24 protein-coding genes are annotated in these 24,624 nt (G+C 69.3%); 12 read left to right on the top strand and 12 right to left on the bottom strand.

Annotated elements, in window-relative coordinates:
- The first annotated feature begins 23 nt into the window (after positions 1-23).
- Together QN315_RS10905 and QN315_RS10900 are read left to right on the top strand one after the other, a co-directional pair.
- Entirely contained in the window at positions 24-686 is a 663-nt protein-coding gene (locus tag QN315_RS10905) for a DedA family protein (RefSeq protein ID WP_323993408.1), read from the top strand.
- A complete protein-coding gene (locus tag QN315_RS10900; RefSeq protein WP_323993406.1) occupies positions 686-1,648 on the top strand; it encodes an SDR family oxidoreductase in 963 nt (320 codons plus the stop codon). Before QN315_RS10905 ends, QN315_RS10900 begins: the two co-directional genes overlap by 1 nt.
- A gap of 27 nt (positions 1,649-1,675) precedes the next feature.
- Here the strand turns inward: QN315_RS10900 and QN315_RS10895 are convergent, their stop codons facing one another.
- The 6 genes from QN315_RS10895 to QN315_RS10870 all read right to left on the bottom strand — a co-directional run bounded on the left by QN315_RS10895 (position 1,676) and on the right by QN315_RS10870 (position 8,769).
- Positions 1,676-2,428, bottom strand: a complete 753-nt coding sequence (locus QN315_RS10895) for a tRNA (guanine(46)-N(7))-methyltransferase TrmB (RefSeq protein ID WP_323989297.1) — start codon at positions 2,426-2,428, stop codon at positions 1,676-1,678.
- Positions 2,429-2,432: 4 nt separating this feature from the next.
- Positions 2,433-3,620, bottom strand: coding sequence for a methionine adenosyltransferase (metK, locus tag QN315_RS10890; protein WP_323989296.1), 1,188 nt, complete (start codon positions 3,618-3,620; stop codon positions 2,433-2,435).
- 148 nt (positions 3,621-3,768) lie between these two features.
- Positions 3,769-4,557, bottom strand: a complete 789-nt coding sequence (gene dapB / locus QN315_RS10885; protein ID WP_323989294.1) for a 4-hydroxy-tetrahydrodipicolinate reductase — start codon at positions 4,555-4,557, stop codon at positions 3,769-3,771.
- Between the two features lie 147 nt (positions 4,558-4,704).
- Complete coding sequence (dnaJ, locus tag QN315_RS10880; RefSeq protein WP_323989293.1) at positions 4,705-5,829, bottom strand: molecular chaperone DnaJ; 1,125 nt, start codon at positions 5,827-5,829, stop codon at positions 4,705-4,707.
- A 206-nt stretch (positions 5,830-6,035) separates the two neighbouring features.
- Positions 6,036-7,949 (bottom strand): molecular chaperone DnaK, encoded by a 1,914-nt coding sequence (gene dnaK / locus QN315_RS10875; RefSeq protein ID WP_323989292.1) that lies wholly within the window; start codon positions 7,947-7,949, stop codon positions 6,036-6,038.
- A gap of 259 nt (positions 7,950-8,208) precedes the next feature.
- Positions 8,209-8,769, bottom strand: coding sequence for a nucleotide exchange factor GrpE (locus tag QN315_RS10870; RefSeq protein WP_323993404.1), 561 nt, complete (start codon positions 8,767-8,769; stop codon positions 8,209-8,211).
- Between the two features lie 333 nt (positions 8,770-9,102).
- Here QN315_RS10870 and QN315_RS10865 point away from each other — a divergent pair, with 333 nt between their 5' ends.
- Both QN315_RS10865 and QN315_RS10860 read left to right on the top strand, forming a co-directional pair.
- On the top strand, positions 9,103-9,813 hold the full coding sequence (locus QN315_RS10865) for a response regulator transcription factor (RefSeq protein ID WP_176640461.1): 711 nt from the start codon (positions 9,103-9,105) through the stop codon (positions 9,811-9,813).
- A 141-nt stretch (positions 9,814-9,954) separates the two neighbouring features.
- On the top strand, positions 9,955-11,601 hold the full coding sequence (locus QN315_RS10860; RefSeq protein ID WP_323993403.1) for a stimulus-sensing domain-containing protein: 1,647 nt from the start codon (positions 9,955-9,957) through the stop codon (positions 11,599-11,601).
- 86 nt (positions 11,602-11,687) lie between these two features.
- Here the strand turns inward: QN315_RS10860 and pqqE are convergent, their stop codons facing one another.
- Genes pqqE through pqqA form a run of 5 tightly spaced genes read right to left on the bottom strand, consistent with a single transcriptional unit; the run spans position 11,688 to position 14,863 of the window.
- Entirely contained in the window at positions 11,688-12,782 is a 1,095-nt protein-coding gene (gene pqqE / locus QN315_RS10855; protein ID WP_323989291.1) for a pyrroloquinoline quinone biosynthesis protein PqqE, read from the bottom strand.
- Complete coding sequence (pqqD, locus tag QN315_RS10850; protein WP_323989290.1) at positions 12,779-13,072, bottom strand: pyrroloquinoline quinone biosynthesis peptide chaperone PqqD; 294 nt, start codon at positions 13,070-13,072, stop codon at positions 12,779-12,781. Before pqqD ends, pqqE begins: the two co-directional genes overlap by 4 nt.
- The gene (gene pqqC, locus QN315_RS10845) at positions 13,069-13,806 is read right to left on the bottom strand and encodes a pyrroloquinoline-quinone synthase PqqC (RefSeq protein WP_323989288.1); all 738 of its coding nucleotides are present in this window, start codon (positions 13,804-13,806) and stop codon (positions 13,069-13,071) included. Before pqqC ends, pqqD begins: the two co-directional genes overlap by 4 nt.
- On the bottom strand, positions 13,803-14,726 hold the full coding sequence (pqqB, locus tag QN315_RS10840; RefSeq protein ID WP_323993401.1) for a pyrroloquinoline quinone biosynthesis protein PqqB: 924 nt from the start codon (positions 14,724-14,726) through the stop codon (positions 13,803-13,805). Before pqqB ends, pqqC begins: the two co-directional genes overlap by 4 nt.
- A gap of 56 nt (positions 14,727-14,782) precedes the next feature.
- The gene (pqqA, locus tag QN315_RS10835) at positions 14,783-14,863 is read right to left on the bottom strand and encodes a pyrroloquinoline quinone precursor peptide PqqA (RefSeq protein WP_012224451.1); all 81 of its coding nucleotides are present in this window, start codon (positions 14,861-14,863) and stop codon (positions 14,783-14,785) included.
- 300 nt (positions 14,864-15,163) lie between these two features.
- Here pqqA and QN315_RS10830 point away from each other — a divergent pair, with 300 nt between their 5' ends.
- Positions 15,164-16,378: an AI-2E family transporter gene (locus tag QN315_RS10830; RefSeq protein ID WP_323989287.1), complete on the top strand. Its 1,215-nt coding sequence runs from the start codon at positions 15,164-15,166 to the stop codon at positions 16,376-16,378.
- Positions 16,379-16,385: 7 nt separating this feature from the next.
- Here QN315_RS10830 and QN315_RS10825 read toward each other — a convergent pair whose 3' ends face one another.
- Positions 16,386-17,192 (bottom strand): Crp/Fnr family transcriptional regulator, encoded by an 807-nt coding sequence (locus QN315_RS10825; protein ID WP_323989285.1) that lies wholly within the window; start codon positions 17,190-17,192, stop codon positions 16,386-16,388.
- A 188-nt stretch (positions 17,193-17,380) separates the two neighbouring features.
- Between QN315_RS10825 and QN315_RS10820 the strand changes: the two genes are divergently transcribed.
- From QN315_RS10820 to QN315_RS10790, 7 genes are all read left to right on the top strand, one after another.
- A complete protein-coding gene (locus QN315_RS10820; RefSeq protein WP_323989283.1) occupies positions 17,381-17,839 on the top strand; it encodes a hypothetical protein in 459 nt (152 codons plus the stop codon).
- A 266-nt stretch (positions 17,840-18,105) separates the two neighbouring features.
- On the top strand, positions 18,106-18,903 hold the full coding sequence (locus tag QN315_RS10815) for an OmpW family outer membrane protein (RefSeq protein WP_323993399.1): 798 nt from the start codon (positions 18,106-18,108) through the stop codon (positions 18,901-18,903).
- A 4-nt stretch (positions 18,904-18,907) separates the two neighbouring features.
- The gene (gene hemN, locus QN315_RS10810) at positions 18,908-20,293 is read left to right on the top strand and encodes an oxygen-independent coproporphyrinogen III oxidase (RefSeq protein WP_323989281.1); all 1,386 of its coding nucleotides are present in this window, start codon (positions 18,908-18,910) and stop codon (positions 20,291-20,293) included.
- 3 nt (positions 20,294-20,296) lie between these two features.
- Complete coding sequence (locus tag QN315_RS10805) at positions 20,297-20,989, top strand: 2OG-Fe(II) oxygenase (RefSeq protein ID WP_323989280.1); 693 nt, start codon at positions 20,297-20,299, stop codon at positions 20,987-20,989.
- A gap of 169 nt (positions 20,990-21,158) precedes the next feature.
- Positions 21,159-22,796 (top strand): electron transfer flavoprotein-ubiquinone oxidoreductase, encoded by a 1,638-nt coding sequence (locus QN315_RS10800; protein WP_323989279.1) that lies wholly within the window; start codon positions 21,159-21,161, stop codon positions 22,794-22,796.
- Between the two features lie 83 nt (positions 22,797-22,879).
- Positions 22,880-23,629, top strand: coding sequence for an electron transfer flavoprotein subunit beta/FixA family protein (locus QN315_RS10795; RefSeq protein ID WP_323989278.1), 750 nt, complete (start codon positions 22,880-22,882; stop codon positions 23,627-23,629).
- A gap of 2 nt (positions 23,630-23,631) precedes the next feature.
- Positions 23,632-24,579 carry an FAD-binding protein gene (locus tag QN315_RS10790; RefSeq protein WP_323989277.1) on the top strand — a complete coding sequence of 316 codons (948 nt, stop codon included), beginning with the start codon at positions 23,632-23,634 and terminating at the stop codon, positions 24,577-24,579.
- Positions 24,580-24,624 lie beyond the last annotated feature (45 nt).

The raw sequence follows: 24,624 nt of genomic DNA, 5'->3' as shown, positions 1-24,624 counted from the left end.
TTCATCAGTTCGAATCCCTCGTCATGCAATATGGGTACGGCGTCATCGGCGTCGTCGTCATGTTCGAGAGCATGGGCCTGCCGCTGCCGGCCGAAACCCTGATCATCTCCTCGGCGCTCTATTGCGCGGCGACCCATCAGTTGGATATCGGCTGGGTGGCGGTGGCGGCGATCGCCGGCGCCATCATGGGCGACAATTTCGGCTATCTGATCGGGCGGAGCTTCGGCTTCCGCCTGCTGGAGCGGCACGGCGCCAAGGTCTGCCTGACGCCGCGCCGGCTGCTGCTGGGGCGCTATCTGTTCCGCCGTCATGGTGGCAAGGTGGTGTTCTTCGGCCGCTTCATCGCCATCCTGCGCGTCTTCGCGGCCCTGCTGGCGGGGGCGAACCGCATGCCGTGGCATACGTTCCTGTTTTACAATGCCCTGGGCGGAATCGGCTGGGCCGGCGGTTATGCGTTCGGTACCTATTATCTGGGCCACCAGGTGTTGAACATCTCGGGCCCGGTCGGGCTGACCTTGGGGGCGATCGCGCTGCTGGTCATCGGAAGCGGCTTCGTCTTCCTGAAACGCAACGAAGTGCGCCTGACCGAGGAAGCCACGAAGGCGGCCGAGCGGGAGCAGCACAGCAGCGCGCACCACAGGGACCGGCAGCATGCGGGTCGGCACCGTGAAGGGGAGCAGGCATGATGGCCGTGCCGGCGAAATGGACGATCGCGCGCGCCCCGGACCTGACCGGGCGGGTCGCCGTGGTGACGGGGGCGAGCGGCGGCCTGGGCTATGAGACCGCGTGCGGCCTGGCGGCGCGCGGGGCCACGACCATCCTGGCGGGGCGCAACGCGGCGCGCGGCCAGGCGGCGCTGGATCGGCTGCGGGCCCGGGTGGCGGAAACCGGCGGGGCGGAGGCCAGGGCGGACTTCATGATGCTGGACCTGGGCAGCCTGCGCTCGGTCGCGGCCTTCGCCCAGGCGCTGGGGGAGCGGACCGACAGGCTGGACATCCTGGTGAACAATGCCGGCCTGATGGGCGCGCCGCGCCGCGCGCAGACCGAGGACGGGTTCGAACTGCAATTCGGCACCAATTACCTGGGCCATTTCGCCCTGACCGGACGGCTACGGCCGCTGCTGCTGCGCGCCCCGGACGGCGGGCGGGTGGTCAGCGTCGCCAGCCTGGCGGCGTGGCGCGGCCGGCTGGTATTCGACGATCTGCAGGCGCGGCATCGCTATACGCCGTTCGGCGCCTATCGGCAGAGCAAGCTGGCCAACCTGATCTTCGCGCTGGAACTGGACCGGCTGGCGCAGTCCGGGGGGTGGAACCTCCACTCCCTCGCCGCCCATCCGGGCTGGGCGGTGACCGACATCATGGCCAGTCGCGTGCCCGAGGCGCCGAACGCGGCCGAACGGGCGATCCGGGGCATGGTGCGGGTGGCCTTCCGGCTGATGGGCCAGTCGGCCGAGGCCGGGGCGCGGCCGATCCTGTTCGCCGCCGCCGGCCGCGAGGCGGCGGATGGCCATTATTACGGCCCGGCCGGGCGCGGCGAGCGGCGTGGCGCGGTGGCCGAGGCGCGGATACCGCCCCAGGCGCGCAGCCTGCCCGCCGCGCGGCGGCTGTGGGCGGTGTCCGAGCGGCTGACCGGGGTGTCGCTGTCCTGACCGGCCGCGCTGTGGCCGGGCGCGCGGTCAGCGCCGGGTGAAGACCCAGTAGAAGGGTTGCCGCCCGGCGCGCAGGGCCTTGGCCTCGTAGCGGGTCGGGGGCCAGCCTTCGGGGCGGATCGTGGCGGGCGGTGCGGTGTCGAACAGGTCCTGGGCGGCCATGACCTCTTCCACCCACGCCTGATAGGTCGGGTCGTCGCTGGCGACGCGCCAGGTGGCGCCCGGCTTGAGCACGCGGGCCACCAGCCTGATCGTCTCGGGATGGACGAAGCGGCGCTTGGCGTGCCGGGCCTTGGGCCACGGATCGGGAAACATCAGGAACATCCGGTCGAGCGACCGGTCCGGCAGGGCGCGCAGCAGGATGCGCGCGTCCTCGTCCCACAGCCGCAACCGGTCGGGGACGGGGGCCGTGTCCTCCTGCCCGTCGGGCACCAGGCGCGACAGCAGCGAGCACAGGCCGTTTTCGAAGACCTCGCTGGCGATATAGCCGACATCCGGATGGGACGCGTGCTGGGCCAGCGAATGCTCGCCGCCGCCGAAACCGACTTCCAGCCAGATTTCGGACGGCGCGCGGCCGAAGCCCCGCGCCGGATCGGCCAGCGCCGATTCCGCCAGCCGCAGGCGCGGCAGCGTCAGGTCCAGCAGGCGTTGCTGGCGCGGGCGCAGCGGATGGCCGCGCTGGCGGCCATAGAGCCGGTCCGGCGGGGCCTTGACCGCGACCGGCTGCGCCGGGTCGCGGGGGCGGCCCGGGACCGCCTGCGATGCCTGCCGGACCGTCATGCGCTCAGCGGTTGAAGGCGCCGCGCAGCGCGTCGACCAGATCGGTCTGTTCCCACGTGAAATTGTCGCGGGCCGGGTCGGGCGTGCGGCCGAAATGGCCATAGGCGGCGGTTTCGGTATAGATCGGGCGGTTCAGGCGCAGATGCCGGCGGATGCCGCGCGGCGAGAGGTTCATGACCTCGCGCAGGACATCGCCCAGCTTCGCCTCGTCCACGTCCTTGCCGGTGCCGTCCAGGTCGACATAGACCGACAGCGGATGCGACACGCCGATCGCGTACGAGATCTGCAGCGTGCAGCGATCGGCCAGGCCGGCGGCGACCACGTTCTTGGCCAGGTAGCGGCAGGCATAGGCCGCCGAACGGTCCACCTTGGTCGGGTCCTTGCCCGAGAAGGCGCCGCCGCCATGCGGGGCCGCGCCACCATAGGTGTCGACGATGATCTTGCGCCCGGTCAAGCCGCAATCGCCGTCGGGACCGCCGATGACGAACACGCCGGTCGGGTTGACGTAGAATTCGTCGTCCGGGCACATCCAGCCCTCGGGCAGCACCTCGAGCACCACCTCGCGCAGCGCGTCGCGGATCGCGGGCTGGCTGGCGCCTTCGTCGTGCTGGGTGGAAATCACCACCGAGGTCGCGCCGACCGGGCGGCCATCGACATAGCGCAGGGTCACCTGGCTCTTGGCGTCGGGCTGCAGGCCGGCGACGCGCGCGTCGCCGGCCTTCCGCAGGTCGCGGATGCGGTGCAGGATGCCGTGCGCGTAATGGATCGGCGCCGGCATCAGCGTCTCGGTCTCACGCGTCGCGAAGCCGAACATGATGCCCTGGTCGCCGGCGCCCTCGTCCTTGTTGCCGGCGCTGTCCACGCCGACCGCGATGTCGGCGGACTGGGCGTGCAGATAGGATTCGATGGCGGCGTTCTTCCACGAGAAGCCGCTCTGGTCATAGCCGATATCGCGGATGGCGGCGCGCGCGCCCTCGATCAGCGCCTCGGTCGTCACCGAGGACGGGCCGCGCACCTCGCCGGCCAGCACCACGCGGTTGGTCGTCACCAGCGTTTCGCATGCGACGCGCGATTCCCCGTCGGCCGCCAGATAGGCGTCCAGAACGCTGTCGCTGATCCGGTCCGCGACCTTGTCGGGATGGCCTTCGGACACCGATTCCGATGTGAACAGAAAATCGCCTTTGTTGCGCATGATGGTTCTGCTGACCTCGCACGATGAAACGGGGTGCCGCCGCTCATGCGGAGGCAGGGGGGCGGGACGATGTGACGGAATACCCGCACAGCGTCAAGTATTTTCAGGGCATATCACGCTCGCGCCGAGGGAAATCAGGCCCCGAGAATCAAGGGGCGCGCAGGCCCAGCACGTCCTCCATGTCGTAGAGGCCGGGCGTGCGGCCGCGCAGCCACAGCGCCGCGCGCACCGCGCCTGTGGCGTAGATGCGCCGGTCGAAGGAGCGGTGGGCCAGCGTGATCTGTTCGGCGGCCGAGGTGAAGGTCAGGGTATGTTCGCCCACGATCTGGCCGCCGCGCAGCACGGCGAAGCCGATCGCATCGGCCCGGCGGGGGCCGGTATGGCCGGTGCGCGCGTCCTCGACATGGCTTGCGAAATCGATGCCGCGCCCGTCCGCGACCGCCTGGCCGATCGCCAGCGCCGTGCCCGAGGGGGCGTCGACCTTCTGCCGATGGTGCATTTCCAGGATTTCGGCGTCGTAGGCCGCGGACGGCAGGGCAGCGGCCATCTGGCGGGCCAGGCGGGTGACCAGCGTGACGCCGGGCGAATAATTCGCGGCATGCACCACCGGGATGCGCTGCGCGGCGGCCTGGACGGCGTCGAGGTCCTCGTCCGACAGGCCGGTGGTGCCCAGCACCCAGGCGACGCCTGCCTCGGCCAGGATGGCGGCGTGGGCGCGCACCGTGGCGGCATGGGTGAAATCGATCACCACGTCGCAGCGCGGCGCCAGCTCGCCGAGCGTGGCGAACTGGCCGGACGCGGCCCCGGATGCAGCCTGGGCGTCGCGCGCCGTGCCGCCGGCCAGGCTGCCGCCGCCGGCCGCCACTTCCTCGCGCAGCAGGCGTCCGACCCGGCCATTGATGCCGGCGATGCCGATGCGGACCGTTTCTGTCGTCATATCCGGGGCCCAAAATACGGATGGCGGCGCGACCGGGGGATCGCGCCGCCTGGACTATCCACGGTGCGAGTTGGGGGGATCACCATGGACCCTCGATTTCTACCCCTAACCGGCACCCCTTTCAACCGCGGCGGCGGATCGCCGCGTTCAGAGCTTGCCTTCGAAGAAATCGCGCACCTTGCCGAAGAAGCCGGCGCTTTCGGGATTGGCGCGCTCGTGGTCGCCGCCGTCGCCTTCGAATTCGTCGAGCAGTTCGCGCTGGCGCTTGGTCAGGTGGCGCGGGGTCTCGACCGAGACCTGGATATACATGTCGCCGCGCGCCGCCGAGCGCAGGACCGAGAAACCCTTGCCGCGCAGGCGGAAATTCTCGCCGGTCTGGGTGCCGGCGGGAACCCTGACCTTGGCACGCGAGCCGTCGACCACCGGGACCTCGATTTCGGTGCCCAGGGCCGCCTGGGTCATGCGCAGGGGCACGCGGCAATAGATGTTGGCGCCGTCGCGCTGGAAGATCGGGTGGGGCTCGACCGCGACATGGACGTACAGATCCCCCGGGGGCACGCCCTTGCCGCCGGACTCGCCCTCGCCGGACAGCCGGATGCGCGTGCCGTCCTCGACGCCTGCCGGGATCGGGACGTCGAGCGTGCGCTGGCGCTCGACGGTGCCGGTGCCGCGGCAGGCCGGGCAGGGATTGCGCACCACCTTGCCGGCGCCGTGGCAGGTCGGGCAGGCGCGTTCGACCAGGAAGAAGCCCTGCTGGGCGCGGACCTTGCCGGCGCCATGGCAGGTCGGACAGGTCTCGGCCCCCTGGTCGCGGTCGGCCGAGCCCGAGCCGTCGCAGGATTCGCAGATGACCCGGGTGGGCACGGTGACGGGTTTCTTGACGCCCGAGAACGCCTCGGTGAAGGAGATCGAGACCTGGATCTGGATGTCGCTGCCCGAGCGGCGGCCGCCGCGCCGGCCGCCCATCATGTCGCCGAACATCTGCTCGAAGATGTCGCCCAGACCGCCGCCGAAATCGAACCCGCCGGCGCCGGGGCCGCCGCCCTCGAACGCCGCATGGCCGAAGCGGTCATAGGCCGCGCGTTTCTGATCGTCCTTCAGGACGTCGTAGGCTTCGTTGATTTCCTTGAACCGGGATTCGGCCGACGCGTCGCCGGGATTGCGGTCCGGGTGGTACTGCATGGCCAGCCGGCGATACGCCTTTTTCAACTCGTCGCCATTCGCATCGCGGGAGACTTCGAGCACGGCGTAGTAATCGAGCTTGGTGGCCATCACGGTCCTCATTGGGGGCCGCGTTCAGGGCGGTGCCGCGGCCGTCGATCATGAAATGAACAGGGTCGGTCAAGGAAAAGCGCCCGCCTTCGGCAGAAGGGGGCGCCTTCGGCCAAAGGCGGGAACCAGAGGCGGCGGCCAAAGGCGGAGCCCGTGGCGGGCGGCACCGGCCGAAACCGGGCCGCCACGACCGCGCCGCCGGACGATCAGGCCGACTTCTTGTCGTCCACGTCTTCGAAATCGGCGTCGACGACCTTCTCGCCATGCGCCCCCGAGGTCCCCGTCGACGGGCCGGCACCGGGCGCCGCCTCGGCCTGGCCGGCCTTGTAGACGGCCTCGCCGATCTTCATCGCCGCCTGGGACAGCGCATCGGACGCGCTCTTGAGCGCGGCGGCGTCGCTGCCTTCCAGGGCCTTGCGGACATCGGCGATCGCCGCCTCGGCCGCCGCCTTGTCACCGGCCGGGACCTTGTCGCCGGCTTCGGCCAGCGACTTCTCGACCTGATGCGCCAGCCCTTCGGCATGGTTGCGGGCCTCGACCAGATCCTTCTTGGCCTTGTCGGCCGCGGCGTTCGCCTCGGCGTCCTTGACCATCTTCTCGATGTCGGCGTCGGACAGGCCGCCCGATGCCTGGATCTTGATCTGCTGTTCCTTGCCGGTCGCCTTGTCCTTGGCCGAGACCGACACGATGCCGTTGGCGTCGATGTCGAACGTCACCTCGATCTGCGGCATGCCGCGCGGGGCGGGGGCGATGCCGGTCAGGTCGAAATTGCCCAGCAGCTTGTTGTCGGCCGCCATCTCGCGCTCGCCCTGGAACACCTTGATGGTCACCGCGCTCTGGTTGTCCTCGGCGGTCGAGAAGGTCTGGCTCTTCTTGGTCGGGATGGTGGTGTTGCGGTCGATCAGGCGGGTGAACACGCCGCCCAGCGTCTCGATCCCCAGCGAGAGCGGGGTGACGTCGAGCAGCAGCACGTCCTTCACGTCGCCCTTCAGCACCGCGCCCTGCACCGCAGCACCGATCGCCACGACCTCGTCGGGGTTCACGTTGCGGGCCGGCTCCTTGCCGAAGAACTGCTTCACCGCCTCGATGACCTTGGGCATGCGGGTCATGCCGCCGACCAGGATCACCTCGTCGATTTCCGCCGCCGAGACGGATGCATCCTTGAGCGCGGCGCGGCACGGATCCATCGTGCGCTGGATCAGGTCGTCGACCAGGCTTTCCAGCTTCGCGCGGCTGAGCTTCAGCACCAGGTGCTTCGGCCCCGAGGCGTCGGCGGTGATGAAGGGCAGGTTGATCTCGGTCTCCTTGGAGGAGGACAGCTCGATCTTCGCCTTTTCCGCCGCTTCCTTCAGGCGCTGCAGGGCCAGCTTGTCGGCGCGCAGGTCGATGCCCTGCTCGCGCTTAAACTCGTCGGCCAGATAGGCGATGATGCGCGCGTCGAAATCCTCGCCGCCCAGGAAGGTGTCGCCGTTGGTCGACTTCACCTCGATCACGCCGTCCGAGATTTCCAGGACCGACACGTCGAACGTGCCGCCGCCCAGGTCGTAGACCGCGATCGTGCCGCTGTTCTTCTTCTGCAGCCCATAGGCCAGGGCGGCCGCCGTCGGCTCGTTGATGATGCGCAGCACGTCCAGCCCCGCGATGCGGCCGGCATCCTTGGTCGCCTGGCGCTGCGCGTCGTTGAAGTAGGCCGGCACCGTGATGACCGCCTGGGTCACCTTCTCGCCCAGATAGGACTCGGCCGTTTCCTTCATCTTGCCCAGCACGAAGGCCGCGATCTGCGACGGGGCGTATTTCTTGCCCTGCGCCTCGACCCACGCGTCGCCGTTGTCGCCGGGGACGATCGCATAAGGGACCAGGGCCTTGTCCTTGGTCACGGTCGGGTCGTCATAGCGGCGGCCGATCAGGCGCTTGACCGCATACAGCGTGTTGGCGGGATTGGTGACGGCCTGGCGCTTGGCGGCCTGGCCGACCAGCATTTCGCCGCTATCGGTGAAGGCGACCATCGACGGGGTGGTGCGCGCACCTTCGCTGTTCTCGATGACGCGGGTCTCATCCCCCTCGCGAATGGCGACGCACGAATTGGTCGTGCCGAGGTCGATGCCGATAACCTTGCTCATTCATATTCTCCTTTCAGCGGTCCCGACCGGCCCGAAGCACCGGAAAGGACCCTAGAACCCATTATGGCCCGGCAGGTGGCGCGAATGGTCCGCCGCACCTGATGATCTGCCTTGTCCGCCACACTGCGTGCTGGCGCCCGCACCGCCGGATCTGTCCAGCATGTATTCAGACCGGGTATCCCTTTCAAGGGCAATTCCGGCGCAAATCCGGGGCGATCCCGGATGCCGCTCGGGACGCCGGTCCGGGCGCCGCCGGGAATCAGGCGCTGGTCTTGTCGGATGCGGGCGTGTCGGCGGGCGGCGCGCCCTTGGACACGACGACCATCGCCGGCTTCAGCAGGCGGCCATGCAGCTTCCAGGCCGGGGTCCAGGCCTGGATGACCGTGCCCTGTGGATGCTCCTCGCTGTGCTGCTCGGCCATCGCCTGGTGGTGGTTGGCGTCGAACGGCGCGCCGGCCGGGTCGGTGGCCGAGATGCCGTGCCGTTCCAGGATGCCGATAAAGGACCGTTCGGTGCTCTCGATCCCCTCGCGCATGCGCGCGATCAGCCGGTCCTCGCCCTCGGTGGCATGGGGCAGGCTGGCCAGCGCGCGCTTGAGGTTCTCGGCGGCCTCGACCACGTCGCGGGCGAATTTCTGCGTCGCGTATTGCCGCGCATCGTCCAGTTCGCGCTTGGTGCGCGCGCGAAGGTTCTGCATCTCGGCCTCCGAGCGCATCCAGCGTTCGCGCATGTCCTCCAGCGCGGCTTCCAGCTCCTGGATCCGGGCTTCGGGTCCGGTTTCGGGGGAGGCGTCGGCCGTCGCGGTCTGGGCGGTATCCATCTCTTCACTGTCCATCCGGGCTGTATCCTGGTCGTTGCCGGTGGCCTGGCCAGGGGTATGGCCAGTGGCTTCGGTCGGGTCGGTATCGTGGCTCATGCGTCTTGAAGTAGGTCACCGCGCGCCGTTGGACAAGGCATTGCGGCATGGCCGACCATGACGTTTCCGCGTCCCTGTTCCCTGCCCGGGACCTCGTGGTCCGTCTCCTGTAGAGGGACATGGACGGATGGTCATCGGCGCCTGCCATGACAGCGCCTTGTTCCTGGCGCTATGATGGCGCGGACGATGTGACCAGCAAGGCCGGCGGGGTTGTCGGCAGGGAGCGAGAACGCCGCGATGGAGCCGACGAAACACACGATCGCCCTGGTCGACGACGACCGGAACATCCTGACCTCGGTGCAGATGACGCTGGAGGCCGAGGGCTTCTGCGTCCGCACCTATACAGACGGCGAGAGCGCCCTGCACGGAATCACGACCCGGCCGGTCGACCTGGCGGTGCTGGATATCAAGATGCCCCGCATGGACGGGATGGAACTGCTGCAGCGCCTGCGCAGCCGGTCCCACCTGCCGGTGATCTTCCTGTCGTCGAAGGACGAGGAGGTCGACCAGTTGATGGGGCTGCGCCTGGGGGCGGACGACTACATCACCAAGCCGTTCTCGCAGCGACTGCTGCTCGAGCGCATCCGCGCGCTGCTGCGCCGCAACGACGCCACCCGCAACGAGGCGGGCGGAGCGGGCGGCGGCGGCACGATGGTGCGCGGCGACCTGTCGCTGGACGAGACGCGGCACCAGTGCCTGTGGCGCGGCAAGGACATCCAGTTGACGGTGACCGAGTTCCTGCTGGTCAAGGCGCTGGCGGCGCGGCCCGGGCTGGTCAAGTCGCGCGACCAGTTGATCGACGCCGCCTACGGCGAGAACATCTATGTCGACGACCGCACCATCGACAGTCACATCAAGCGGGTGCGCAAGAAATTCCGCCAGGTGGACGAGGAGTTCAACCAGATCGAGACGCTGTACGGGATCGGCTATCGCTACAAGGAGGAGTGAGTGCGCATCGGCAACCTGGTGACGGCGCTGCCCGATCCGTTCACCTGGCTGCGCCGGGGGGCCGAGACCGGCGGCGAGAACCTGAACCGCGACGCGGCGGCGGCCTATCGGGAATATCGCACGCGCCTGGTCTCGCCGCTGATGCGGCGGGTGCTGCTGGTCAACGTGCTGCCGCTGATGGTGCTGGCGGTGACGCTGCTCTATCTGAGCCAGTTCCAGAACAGCCTGCTGGAAGCCGAGGTCATGGCCCTGCGCGAGCAGGCGCGGATCTATGCCGGCGCGCTGGGGCAGAGCGCCGTGGTGTTCGGCCATGGCGGCGCGCCGATCCTGGACGCGCCGCTGGCCCGGCCGCTGCTGCTGCGCCTGACCGAGCCCAGCCCCAGCGCCCATGCGCGGCTGTTCGCCCCCGACGGGCAATTGGTGGCCGACAGCCGGGTCGAGGCCGCGGCGGCGGTGCAGCATCGCGGGGCGCGGGGGCAGATCGCCATGCAGCCCCTGCCCTCGCCCGCCGCCGACGACGGCGATGATCGCGCGCCCCGGGCGGCGGCCGGGGCCAAGCTGGGGCTGGCCGAACGGTTCTATGACCGGCTGCTGTCCCTGCTGCCGATCCTGTCGGGCGGGCGGATCGTGACCCTGGACACGCCGGATACCGACCCCAGCGTGCAGCCGATGACCGGGGCGGACGGCGCCGCGCAGCCGGAAATGCCCCCCTATATCCGCCGGACCGCGCGCCGGCACCTGATCGTCACGGTGGCCGAGCCGGTGATGCATGAGGGCCAGACGATCGGCATCATCCAGTTGACGCGGCAGGCGGGCAACGTGGACCGGTCCCTGTTCGCCGTGCGCTCGTCGATCCTGTCGCTGTTCCTGGTGGCGCTGGCCGTGACGGTGCTGCTGTCGTGGTACCTGTCGCTGACGATCGCGCGTCCGCTGCTGCGGCTGACCGCGTCGGCCCATGTGATGCGCGAGAGCACCGGCCGGTCGGATCCGGTGCCGGTGCGCCTGCTGGCCCGCCGGGACGAGATCGGCGAGGTGGCGCGGGCGCTGCAGGACAGCGCCCGGGCGCTGTGGGCGCGGATGGACGCGATCGAGCGGTTCGCCGCCGATGTCAGCCACGAGATCAAGAACCCGCTCTCGTCGATCCGCTCGGCGATCGAGACGCTGCTGCGGATCGAGGATCTGAACCGCCAGCGGCGGCTGCTGTCGATCATCAACGAGGATGTGCGGCGGCTGGACCGGCTGATCACCGATATTTCCGATGCCAGCCGGGTGGACGCGGAATTGTCGCGCGCACGCACCGAGCCGGTGGCGGTGGTGCCGATGCTGTCGGTGCTGGCCGAGATCCACCAGGCGACGCGCCAGCCGGGCCAGCCGGTGCTGAGCGTGGCCAGCAGCGGGGATACGGCCGAGCGCCGGCTGGCGGTGATGGCGGTCGAGGACCGGCTGGTGCAGGTGCTGCGCAACCTGATCGGCAATGCGATCTCGTTCTCGCCGCCCGAGGGGCGCATCGTGCTGAGCGCGGTGCCGGCCGCCGGCGGAATGGTCGAGATCGCGGTGACGGACGAAGGGCCGGGCATTCCGCCCGGAAAGCTGAACAGCATCTTCGACCGTTTCTATTCCGAGCGGCCGACCAGCGAGAATTTCGGCCAGCATTCGGGGCTGGGCCTGTCGATCAGCCGGCAGATCGTCGAGACCCTGAAAGGCACGATCCGCGCGGAAAACCGCATCGGCCCCGATGGCCAGGTGACCGGCGCGCGGTTCGTCGTCAGCCTGCCGCGGGTGGCCTGAGGGGTTTCCGTGCGCGCCGGCACATAGCTCCCGACGTACAAAAGTTTTTTGGTTCTTTTTTCAAAAAAGAACGCAAAGGCACTCGCTCATTGCGGTGAATTTCCGTACCGGCGATAAATATAGCCGGGCGGATCGTCCGGCAGGCCGTCCAGGATCGCGGCGATGCGGCCATGGTGGGGCGATCGGGTGCAGACCGGGTCGGTGGCGCCGGCATCGCCCAGCAGGGCAAGCGCCTGGCAGCGGCAGCCGCCCCAATCCTGTTCGCGCAGGTCGCAGCCGCGGCAGGGTTCGGGCATCCAGTCCGTGCCGCGGAACAGCCGGAAGAGCGGGGCGTTTTCCCAGATCTCGGCCAGGCCGGCGGTACGGATGTCGGGCATGGGCACGCCGGGCACGGTTTCGGCCGCGTGGCAGGGCAAAACATGGCCGGCGGGCGAGATATTCACGAAGCGGCGTCCCCAGCCGCCCATGCAGGGCTTGGGCTGGTCGGCGTAATAATCGGGGGTGACGTAATCGATGGCGAGCGCCGTCCCCAGCCGGGCGCGCGCGTCCGCGACGGCGCGGGTCGCGTCCTCGAGCTGGGCGCGGCTGGGCAGCAGGGCGGCGCGGTTGGCCAGGCCCCAGCCGTAATATTGCGTGTGGGCGATTTCCACCCGCCGCGCGCCCAGTGACAGCGCCAGGTCCAGCATGTGCGGGATGCGCGCGATATTGGCGCGATGGACGACGAAATTCAGCGTCAGCGGCATGCCGTCGGCCACGACGATACGGGCGGCCGCCAGCTTGCGCTCCTGCGCGCCGGCCATGCCGCCGATCCGTTCGGCGGAGGCCGCATCGACGTCCTGGAAAGAGAGCTGGACATGGTCCAGCCCCGCATCGGCCAGGGTGCGGAAGCTGGTTTCGGTCAGCAGCACGCCCGAGGTGATCAGGTTGGTGTACAGCCCCCGCCCCGCCGCGTGGCGTACCAGATCGGGCAGGTCGGGCCGGGCCATCGGCTCGCCGCCCGAGAAATGCACCTGCAGCACGCCCAGTTCGGCCGCCTGGTCGAGGATGCCGGTCCATTCGGCGGTGGTCAGTTCCCGCTCGCGCCCGTCCAGCGCCAGGGGGTTGGAGCAGTACGGGCATTGCAGCGGACAGCGATGCGTCAGCTCGGCCAGCAGGCTCATCGGCGGCGGGGCGGTCGTCATGCCGTCAGGACCTGGCGGGCCGCGAGGTCGGCGATCATGGCCAGCACGTCCCGGGCAATGACCGGGCGGGGCGCGTCGAAACGGGCGGCCAGCAGGTCGATGATGGCGCCGACCGGGCGTTGCCCGTCCACCAGGCGCAGGATTTCGGCCGCGACCGGATCGGCGATGAAGGCGCGTTCGGGCGCCTGGATCACCCACTGGTCGCGCACCCGGTCGTGCTGCAGCCGCGTGCCGCGCAGGAAGCGGACGATATCGGCCTCGGACGGCGCGGCACGCGGGTCGCCGGTCATGCGGGGTCGGGACGGAAGGCGCCGGGCGGGATGCGGCCGGGCGCGACATAGGCATAGTCCAGCGCGTCCAGCATCGACCACAGCACGTCGCATTTGAAACGCAGCGCGTCCATCACCGCCTGCTGCTGTTCGGCGGTGCGCGCATGGTCGCGCACATAGGCCAGGGCGAAATCGGAATCGCGCGGGGCCTGGGTCAGGCGCGGCTGGAAATAGGCAAGGGTGTCGGGGGTGACGAAATCGTAATGGCGCAGCATGCCCGAGACGCGTTCGCCGATGATGGTCGGCGAGAAAAGTTCGGTCAGGGACGAGGCGATGGCTTCCAGGATCGAGCGATCGCGCACGAAATGGACATAGGCGTCGACGGCGAAGCGGGTGGCCGGCAGCAGACCGTGCAGGGATTCGACATAGGCGCGGTCCAGCCCCAGCCCGCCGGTCAGTTTCAGCCAGCGCGCGACCCCGCCCGTATCGGGCGCGTCGCCGTCGTGATCGACCAGGCGGCGGCGCCATTCGCGGCGCAGCTCCGCCGTCGGCAGGCGAGCCAGCAGGGTCGCGTCCTTGGCCGGGATCCGGCACTGGTAGTAATAGCGGTTCAGCGCCCAGGCCTGCACCTGCCCCCGGGTCAGCCGGCCGTCATGCAGCGCGCGATGGAACGGATGCAGGTTGTGATAGCGTTCGGCGCCGATGGCGCGCAGCGCGGCCTCGAGCCCGTCGGGGGAAAGGGGCGGCGTGCTCATGCCTGGATCCTCATGCCGTCGAAGGCGATGTCCCACCCCGCATCGCGGGCGGCCTGGTGCTCGGCGCTGTCGTCGAGCAGGATGGGGTTGGTATTGTTGATGTGAATCAGGATCTTGCGCCGGACGTCCAGCGCGGCGAAGGCGGCGATCGTGCCGTCCGGGCCGCTGACCGACATATGGCCCATGCGCCGCCCGGTCTTCTGGCCCACACCGGCGCGCAGCATTTCATCGTCGGTCCAGAGCGTGCCGTCGAAGAAGACCAGGTCGGCGCCGCGCAGGCGCGCGCGCAGGCTGTCGGTCATCCGGGCGCAGCCGGGGATGAACAGGGCCTGGCGCGTGCCGTCCGAAATCGCCAGGCCGATCGTCTCGCCGTTCTCGACGATCGCGGCGGGGTCGGGGCCGGATTCGGCATAGAGCGGGACCTTGCCGGGCACGGCGAAGGCCGTGACCGTCAGCCCGGCGGCCGCGCCGTCCGGCAGGGCCAGCGCCGTGGGCACGTCCAGCGCCAGCGCGCGGCGGGGGATGATGGTCCGGTCCAGGGCCTCGAAAATCGGGTTGGCGTCGAGCAGCGCCAGCACCGGGGCGGTGGCCAGCAGGGTGAAGGGCTGGCGTTCGCGCAGGGTCAGCAGGCCGGTGATGGTGTCGACCTCGCCGCCCGTCAGGACCACCCCGGCGATGGGGGTGGAGCGCAGCCCGTGGTTTGGATGCAGCGCCTCGGTCCGGCCGATCTGCTGGCGCAGGTCCGGCGAGGCGTTGACGATGAACCAGTGCGTGCCGTCGCCGCTGACGGCGATCGAGGCCTGGGTCCGGGGCAGGGCCGCCGGATCGCCGGCGCGGGCCCGTCGGCATGAAGGGGCGTTGGAGTTCCATTGCGGAAAGCCGCCGCCCGCCGCCGCGCCGAGAACGATGATGTCGATCATGGCCGGAGGTTTAGGGGAAAAACGCCGCCCGCGCGAGGCGGGCGGCGTCATGCGGCTTATTTCTTCTGGCCGCAGACGTAGCTGTTGATTTCCGCGCCCAGCGGAACTTCGGTGATCTTCGGGGCAGTCCAGGCCATGACGGTCTCCATCGGTTGCGAAAACGGGCGGCCGGCGAAAAACGGGTGCTGCCCGTTCTCCGGCTGGCCGCGCTCGGGCCAATGTGCGACCGCTTGACCCGTCCTTTCAACCCCCGATCGCGGCATAGGGGCGCGCGAGGGGAGGCAGGTGTCTCACGTTTTTGTGATCGCGTTCGTTCGCGCGGGGCATTCGCGGGGCGGCGTGCGCCGTCTTTTGTGCCTTGCGCGCCGGCAAGCGGCGGATTACCCCCGGGTGACGGGCCGGTCCGGTGGCCGCGCTGCCTTGGGCGAGAGTGGGCCATGCCGCCTGTGTCGGAACTGGACGATGTCGAAGCGGCCGCGCGGCGGGAACGGGCGGCCGAGATCATCCGCCGCAGCCGTTTCCAGCCCCAGACCGTCTGCCTGCTGATCCTGGCGGTCCTGGCGGTGTTCTATACGCTGTATTTCGCGGCCGCGATCATCCTGCCGATCGTGCTGGCGCTGGTGGTCAATCTGCTGCTGTCGGCGCCCATGCGCGTGCTGCATATGCGGCTGCACCTGCCCAAGACGCTGGCGGCGCTGCTGCTGATCCTGTGCCTGTTCGGGGTGGTGGGGGCGATCGGCACGGCGATTTCGGTGCCGGCCGCCGGCTGGATCGCGCGGGCGCCGCAGACCATGACCGCGATCCAGACGCGGCTGGCGCTGATGCACGGCCCGATCCAGATGATCCAGGCCGCCAACGAGCGGATCGAGAATTTCCTGACCGTGGTCAGCGGCGAGCATCGTGCCGCCGGCGCGCCGGTCGTGGTGGTGGCGTCCGCGTCGCCGGGCGGGGGGCTGAGCTCGCTGGGCTCCAGCGTGCTGCTGGGCACGCGGGCCTTCGTCGGGCAGGCCTTCACGATGATGCTGATGCTGTTCTTCCTGCTGGCGCAGGGGGATAGCCTGCTGCGGCGGGTCGTCGAGATCATGCCGACCTTTGCCGACAAGCGCCGCGCGGTGCAGATCGCATCGCAGGTCGAACGCAACATCTCGCTCTATCTGACCACGATCACCGCCATCAACCTGCTGGTCGGACTGGCGAACATGCTGCAATGCTGGGTGTTCGGCCTGCCCAACCCGCTTCTGTGGGGGGTGGTGGCGTTCCTGCTGAACTATATCCCCATCATCGGGCCGCTGACCGGCATCCTGGTCTATTTCGTCGTCAGCGTGATCGTGCTGCCGTCCCTGCTGCAGGCGCTGCTGCCGCCGCTGGTCTATCTGGGCATCCACCTGCTGGAGGGCGAGACGATCACGCCGATGGTGCTGGCGCGGCGCTTCACCCTCAATCCGGTGCTGGTCATGGGCTCGCTGATGTTCTGGGACTGGCTGTGGGGCGTTTGGGGGGCGTTCCTGTCGGTGCCGCTGCTGGCGGTGTTCAAGATCATCTGCGACCATGTCGACGTCCTGACGCCCATCGGCCACGTGGTCGGCGGCCCCAACCGGGCGCGCACCGTGCGGTCAGCCATATTGCCCCGGCCCGGGCAACTGGACGAATAGCGGCGGGTCAGGCTTCGCCGCCGGCCAGGATTTCCAGCCGGTCCATCGCGGTGACGCGCACCGCATGGCCCTTGCCGATGGCGATCATCCGTTCGGTGCGCATCCAGCTCAGCGTCCGGCTGACGGTTTCGATCGTCAGGCCCAGATAATCGGCGATGTCCGCGCGGGTCATCGGCAGCGGCACGTCCTGACCCTGATTCAGACCCTGGCTCTGGCCCTGACCCTGGCCCCTGCTTCTGTCCTGGCCGGGGCATGGCGCGTCGCCCACGCGGTCCAGCAGAAAGCTGGCCACCCGCTCGCGCGCGGTCTTGCGGCCCAGCAGCAGCATCTGGCTCTGCGCCGCCACCAGTTCGTTCGACGCCTCGGCGAGCAGGCGGCGTTCGAGGCGGGGGAAATCGTCCATCATCTGGCGCATGCGGGTGCGCGAGAACCGGCAGAGCCGGACCGTGTCCATCGCCTCGGCCCCGAAGGCATACCGGTCGGAGACCGCCAGCCCCAGGAAATGGCCGGTGCCGGCGAAGCCGGTGATCTGTCGCCGCCCGTCCGGCAGCGCCTTGAACAGTTTGACGTTGCCCGCGGTGACGTTGAAGAAGTCGGTGGCGGGCGCGCCTTCCTCGATGAAGGTGCGCCCGGGCAGCACCGTCGTCTCGACCGCCATTTCCGCCAGGCGGGCGATGTCCTGATCGTCGATGGCGCTGCAGACGCTGTGCGCCCGTACCCCGCAGGTCAGGCAATAGCCCGGCTGGCGGTGCAGGCCGGACAGCACGGCGCGGCGGGGCGGAGCCTCGCGCTGGCAAGGGGTCGGGTCGGGCATGTCGGCCGGGTCCTCCCGGTTTGGGCCCCCGGGCGTGGCGGCCGCTCATGCCGCCGAAGCCCGGCGGCCAGGAAAATGAACGCTAGCACAGAATGCGGGCGGAATTGACCTGAATCAATGCCTCTGCGTGCAACGCTCGCGAGCGTTACGTGCGAAAGGCGAAAAAGAAGGACTGTGCCGATATCGTCATGACGACGCATCCCGCCATCGCCGCCGGCCCGCTGCGGCCGGATGACGCGGCCCTGGTCTATCCGCTGGTCCGTATGATCTTTCCGGCGCTGGAGCGGGGTTTGTGGATGCGCGCGGCCCGGCGGGCCCTCCGCGCGGGGCGGTACGGGCGGCAGGGCATGCTGGTGGCGCGGCATGGCGCGGCGGGGCGGCCCTGCGGCGTGATATCCTTTCACTGCGACCCTGATATGCGCCTGGGGCGGGTGCTGACGGCCGAACATTTCGTCGCCCTGACCTTCGGGGACGAAAGCGCGGTGCTGGAGGCCTTCCTGCCGGTGCTGGACGCCGTGGCGCGCCGGGCCGGATGCGGCGCGGTCAGGGTGCTGCTGCCGCGCCGCGCGGCCCGGCTGCGGGCGGCGCTGGCCGCCCGCGGACATGCTGAGGCGGGCGAGATGCTGAGCTGCGCGCTGGGCGGATGATGGCGGCCCGGGATGTCGCCGTTGCGTTCTTTTTTGAAAAAAAGAACCAAAAAACTTCCGGACGTTCGGGGACGATTTGCCGGCCGTATCCAAAGTCCTTTAACGAATAAAAGTCTTTTTGCTTCTTTTTCTTCAGAAAAAGAAGACGGACTTTCGACTTTTCCTTTCAGAATCTGGTTTTTGAAGACTTGACATATGTCAAGGCGACGGGAACGAACGCGTGATCTTTGCGGCTGAGAACGATGGTGATCGGAAAGGCGCATATGATGAGTTTGGCCCGTACTCTTGGCTTTTCGCTGATGGCCGGTGCTGCCGCGCTGGCGCCGGCCGCCGGGCATGCCCAGGGCGGGGCCAGCGCGGCGTCCTCGGCCTATGTCAACGCGCCGGTGGTGGCGCCGGGCCTGACGCCGCCGCCCGCGCATGGGCACTGCGGCGTGTTCGAGACCTGTGCCGACACCAAGATCGGCTTGGGGAAAGGGGATTTCCTGATTCGCCTGTCGGCGATCGGCGTGATGCCCGAGGATCGCGACAGCAAATTATGGATCAACGGCGCGGCGGTGGCCGGGCGGATTTCGACTACGCGCCAGGCGACGCCGGAACTGACGTTCGAATATTTCTTCACCGACAATCTGTCGGTGGACCTGATCGCCGCCAGCAGCCGGCACGAAGTGGCGGCCGACGGCGTGCTGGGGGTGGCGCATGTCGATGTCGGCAGTGCCTGGGTGTTGCCGCCGACCCTGACACTGGCGTGGCATTTCCGTCCGCACAAGCGGTTCAACCCTTATCTGGGCGTGGGCGGCACGCTGGCCTGGTTCCATAACGTCTCGCCGGCCGGCGGGCTGGTGCAGAAGCTGAACGTCGGGGTGACGGGCGGGCCGTCGATCAATGCCGGTTTCGATTACCAGTTGGTCGGGAACTGGTTTTTCAATTTCGATGTCAAGCAGATCTTCATGAACATGCATGCCTGGGCGAATGATCGCGGCGGGGCGAACGGTCCGTTCATCAAGGCGCATGATTCGCTGGACCCGACGGTGGTCGGCGCGGGCATCGAATATCGGTTCTGACCCGATGGGAACGGCGCTTTCCGCGGACATCCTGCTGCGCTACGGCGGCAGCCTGCCGCGCTATACCAGCTATCCCACCGCGGCGCAGTTCGACGCGTCGGTGGGCGCGGCCCAGGCCGAGGACTGGCTGCGCGCGGTGCCGGCGGGAATGCCGGTTTCGCTGTACCTGCATGTGCCGTTCTGTGATTCGCTGTGCCTGTTCTGCGGCTGCACCACGTCGGTGATGCGCGATGCGGCGGGGCGGGCGGCCTATGCCGCGCTGCTGGCCGATGAGTTGCGCCGGGTCGCGGCCCTGCTGGGGCCGGGCCATCCGGTGAGGCACGTGCAATGGGGCGGCGGCACGCCGAGCGCCCTGCCGGCCGAGTCCATGCGGATGGTGATGGAGACGATCCGCTGCCTGTTCGCCGTGCGGGCGGATTCGGAAATCGCCATCGAACTCGATCCGCGCGCCCTGCCCGACGATTATCCGGACGTGCTGCGCGCGCAGGGGTTCAACCGGGCCAGCCTGGGCGTGCAGGATTTCGACCCCGTGGTGCAGATGGCCTGCGGCCGGATACAGAGCCGCGCGCGCACCGAAGAGTGCGTGGCGCAGATCCGCCGGGCGGGCATCCGCTCGGTCAATATCGACCTGATCTATGGCCTGCCCTACCAGACGGTCGGCAGCGTGGGCGAGACGGCGGCGACCGTGGCCGGCGTGCTGCGGCCCGACCGGCTGGCGGTGTTCGGCTATGCCCACGTGCCGTGGAAGCAGAAGCGCCAGGAACTGCTGCCCGAACATGCCTTGCCGGGGCCGGCCGAGCGGCTGGCGCAGCGCGAGCGGATCGACGCGGTGCTGCGCGCGGCGGGCTATCGCGGGGTGGGGCTGGACCATTATGCCCGGCCGGACGACATGCTGGCCCGCGCCGCCGAGGCCGGGACGATGCGCCGGAATTTCCAGGGCTATACCGTCGATCCGGCGCCGGTGCTGGTGGGGGTGGGCGCCTCGGCGATTTCGGCCTTTCCCCAGGGCATGACGCAGAACGACGTCTCGACCGCGTCCTATATCCGGCGGATGGCCGCGCGGCCCGACGGCCTGCCGGTGGCGCGGGGCCTGTGCCGCAGCGCGGAGGACCGGCTGCGCGGCGAGGTGATCGAGCGGCTGATGTGCGACCTGCGCGTCGATCCGCTGGCCCTGGCGGGGCGATCCGGCCAGGCGGCGTCGGTCCAGGCGGCCGGGTGGTTCGCGCAGGCCGGGCCCGCCCTGCGCCAGGCGGCGGCGGACGGGTTCGTGACGCTGGACGGTTCGATGATCCGCGTGACCGAGGCCGGGCGGCCGTTCCTGCGCCATATCGCCGCGTTGTTCGACGCCTATCATCGCCCCGGAACCGGGCGGCATGCCGCGGCGCTGTGATCCATGAGCCGGAATCCGGATGGGCATCGGGGCCAGGGGCATCGGGGCGAGCGGCATCCGGACCAGGGACATCTGGACCGGTCGCTGGCGGCGGCGCGGGCCGGGTCCTGGCCATTCCCCCATTGGATTCTGGACGACATGCTGCCGCCCGAACCCCGTGCCGCCCTGCTGGCATGGGATCCGGGCCCGGCGGCGGCGGGCGGGGAGAATGACGGGCGGCGCGCGGCGCGCAACGGCAGGCGGATATTCGTGACGCCCGCGCGGCGGCGCCGGGATGCGGGACTGGCGGCGCTGGCCGCATTGTTCGACGCGCCGCCGACCCGCGCCGCGTTGCAGGCGCTGTGCGGGGCGCGGCTGGCGGGGACGGCGCTGCGGCTGGAACTGTGCCTGGATACGGACGGGTTCTGGCTGGCGCCGCATACCGATATCGGCGCCAAGCGGCTGACCCTGCTGGTGTCGCTGTCGATGGGTCCCGGGGCCGGCGGCTGGGGCACCGACCTGATGACCGCGGATGGCCGGGCGGTGGCCCGGGCGAGCGGGGCGTTCAATTCCGGCCTGCTGTTCGTACCGGGGCCCCAGACCTGGCACGGTTTCGTCCGCCGGCCGATCCATGGGGTGCGGCGGTCGCTGATCGTGAATTTCGTCGGCGCGGACTGGCGGGCGGTCGAGGAACTGGCCTTCGGCCCTGCCGCCTGACGTTCCGCCCTGGGGAGCCCCCGGCATGGGTGACCCCAAGCTCTTGTTTTGCGTTCGGGCCCCTTTCGGTTCTAGGAAAGCCACCTGGAGTTTTCTTACCGACGCCGGGCGCCCCCTTCGATGACCTCCCGGGGGCGTCCGCCGCGCAGCAGAACGAGACGAGAGAGGCATGACCGAACAGGCGCGCGAGACGATGGAATTCGATGTTGTCGTGGTCGGCGGCGGTCCGTCGGGCCTGGCAGCGGCGATCCGCCTGCGGCAGTTGGCGCCCGAGGCCACGGTCTGCCTGATCGAGAAGGGCAGCGAGATCGGCGCCCATATCCTGTCGGGCGCGGTGATCGAGCCGCGGGCGCTGGACGAATTGCTGCCCGACTGGCGCGAGAAGGGGGCGCCGCTGCACACCGCGGTGTCCGAGGAGAAGATGCTCTTCCTGACCCGGAGCCGGGGCTATGCGGTGCCGAAGCTGGAGCGGGTGATGCCGCACATGCGCAACCACGGCAACTACATCGTCAGCCTGGGCGACGTCTGCCGCTGGCTGGCGGCGCAGGCCGAGGCGCTGGGGGTGGAGATCTATCCGGGTTTCGCCGGGTCGGAGGTGCTGATCGAGGACGGGCGGGTGGTCGGCGTGGCCACCGGCGACATGGGCATCGCCCGCGACGGCACCAGGGGGGCGAATTACGCGCCGGGGATGGAGCTGCGCGCGCGCTACACCCTGTTCGCCGAAGGATGCCGCGGCTCGCTGACCAAGCAATTGATGGCCAAATACAATCTGCGCAAGGGCGTGGACCCGCAGACCTACGGCCTGGGCATCAAGGAATTGTGGGAGATCCCCAAGGAGCAGCATCGCCCCGGGCTGGTGCTGCACAGTTTCGGATGGCCGCTGGACGACCGGACCTATGGCGGCGCGTGGATGTATCATTTCGGCGAGAACCTGGTGTCGTACGGGTTCGTGGTCGGGCTGGACTACGCCAATACCTGGCTTTCGCCGTTCGACGAGATGCAGCGGCTGAAGCTGCATCCGTCCTTCCGCCCCTATTTCGAGGGCGGGCGGCGCATCGCCTACGGCGCGCGCGCGCTGTCGGAAGGCGGCATCCAGTCCATCCCGCGGCTGAGCTTCCCGGGCGGGGCGCTGATCGGCGACACGGCGGGATTCCTGAACGTGCCGAAGATCAAGGGCACCCATACCGCCATGAAGTCCGGCATGCTGGCGGCCGAGGCGGTGGCCGAGGCGATGGCGGGCGGCCGGGCCGAGCCTGCGTCCTATACCGCGCGGGTGCGCTCGTCCTGGCTGTGGGAGGAACTGCGCGGGGTGCGCAATATCCGGCCGGCCTTCGCGCGGTTCGGCACGAAGGGGGGCGCGCTGTACGCGGGCATCGACGCGATGCTGCTGCGCGGCCGCGCGCCCTGGACGCTGCATCACCGCCACGGGGACAACGAGGACCTGCTGTCGGCCGGCCAGTCGGCGCCGATCGCCTACCCCAGGCCGGACGGCAGGATCACGTTCGACAGGCTGTCGTCGGTCTTCCTGTCCGCGACCAATCACGAGGAGGACCAGCCGGTCCACCTGAAGCTGCGCAACCAGGCGATCTGGAAGACGGTGAACTGGGACGTGTTCCGCGCGCCCGAAAGCCGCTATTGCCCGGCCGGGGTCTATGAGGTCGTGGACGCCGAGACCGATCCGCGCCTGCAGATCAACGCGCAGAACTGCGTGCACTGCAAGAGCTGCGACATCAAGGACCCGACGCAGAACATCGACTGGGTGGCGCCCGAAGGCAGCGGCGGGCCGAATTACCCGGGCGGGATGTGAATTTCGGACAAAATACGCTATGGGGCGTGCTGAACGGCCGTCCCACGCCGGATTTTGTCGAAAGATAACAGGCGAAGAAATCCATGAAGGTTCTTGTCCCGGTAAAAAGAGTCATCGATTTCAACATCAAGCCGCGGGTAAAGGCGGATGGCAGCGGGGTCGAGACCGCCGGTGTGAAGATGTCGATGAACCCGTTCGACGAGATCGCGGTCGAGGAAGCGGTGCGCCTGAAGGAAAAGGGCGTCGCGACCGAGATCGTGGCGGTGTCGATCGGGGTGCAGCAGGCGCAGGATACGCTGCGCACCGCGCTGGCGATGGGCGCGGACCGCGCCATCCTGGTGCTGACCGACGTCGCGGTGGAGCCGCTGGGCGTCGCCAAGCTGCTGAAGGCGCTGGTGGCGAAGGAGAGCCCGGAGCTGGTGATCCTGGGCAAGCAGGCGATCGACGACGACATGAACGCGACCGGCCAGATGCTGGCCGGACTGCTGGGCTGGCCGCAGGGCACGTTCGCCAGCAGGATCGAGATCGCCGACGGCCGCGCCGCCGTCACCCGCGAGATCGATGGCGGGCTGGAGACGCTGTCGCTGGCGCTGCCGGCGATCGTGACCGCCGACCTGCGGCTGAACGAGCCGCGCTATGCCTCGCTGCCCAACATCATGAAGGCGCGCAAGAAGCCGCTGGAAACCCTGGCGCCGGGCGATCTGGGGGTGGATGTGACGCCGCGCCTGGCCACGCTGTCGGTGGCCGAGCCGCCGCCGCGCAAGGAAGGCATCAAGGTCGCGTCCGCTGTCGAGCTGGTGGCGCGTCTGCGTAACGAAGCGAAGGTGATCTGATCATGGCCGTACTCGTTTTCCTCGATCATGAGTCCGGCGCGATCAGGCAGGCGTCGCGTTCGGCGGTGACCGCCGGGCTGAAACTGGGCGCCCTGGGTCTGGGTGAGGTGCATGTGCTGGTGGCGGGCGACGCGGCGGTCGCGGCCTCGGCCGCCGCCATCCCGGGGGTGGCCAAGGTGCTGCGGGCCGGGGACGCGGCCTGCGCGCATGAACTGGCCGAGCCGCTGGCGGCGCTGATCGTGCGGCTCGCGGGCGGCTACAGCCACATCGTGGCAGCCGCCGGGGCGTCGGGCAAGAATGTGCTGCCGCGCGCCGCGGCGCTGCTGGACGTGCAGCCGATCCCCGAGGTGGTGTCGATCGTCGATGCCGAGACCTTCGTGCGGCCGATCTATGCCGGCAGCGCGCTGGCGACGGTGCGGTCGTCGGATGCGCAGAAGGTGCTGACGGTGCGCGCCGCGGCCTTCGACCCCGCCCCGGCCGAAGGCGGCAGCGCCCCGGTCGAGGACGTGGCCGCACCCGAGGGGCAGGCGGTGTCGGAATTCGTGTCGATCGCGCTGTCGAAATCGGAGCGGCCCGAGCTGGATTCGGCGCGAGTGGTGGTGTCCGGCGGACGCGGGCTGCAGAACGAAGAAAATTTCAAGCTTCTGAACCCGCTGGCCGACCGGCTGGGGGCGGCGATCGGCGCGTCGCGTGCGGCGGTGGATGCGGGGTTCGTGCCCAACGACTATCAGGTCGGGCAGACCGGCAAGATCGTGGCGCCAGAGCTGTATGTCGCCGTGGGCATCTCGGGCGCGATCCAGCATCTGGCCGGCATGAAGGACAGCAAGGTGATCGTGGCGATCAACAAGGACCCCGAGGCCCCGATCTTCCAGGTCGCGGATTACGGGCTGGTCGGCGATCTGTTCGAGGTGCTGCCGCAGTTCGAGGCCGAGCTGGACAAGGCAGGCTGAAGCGGGGGGCAGGCTGAAGCGGGACAGGCTGTGAAAAGAAGGGCC

The sequence above is a fragment of the Nguyenibacter sp. L1 genome (assembly GCF_035199985.1).
Classification (GTDB): domain Bacteria; phylum Pseudomonadota; class Alphaproteobacteria; order Acetobacterales; family Acetobacteraceae; genus Gluconacetobacter; species Gluconacetobacter vanlangensis.
Note: the sequence above shows the minus strand (reverse complement) of the source record. Positions and strands in the feature narration are given on the sequence as shown.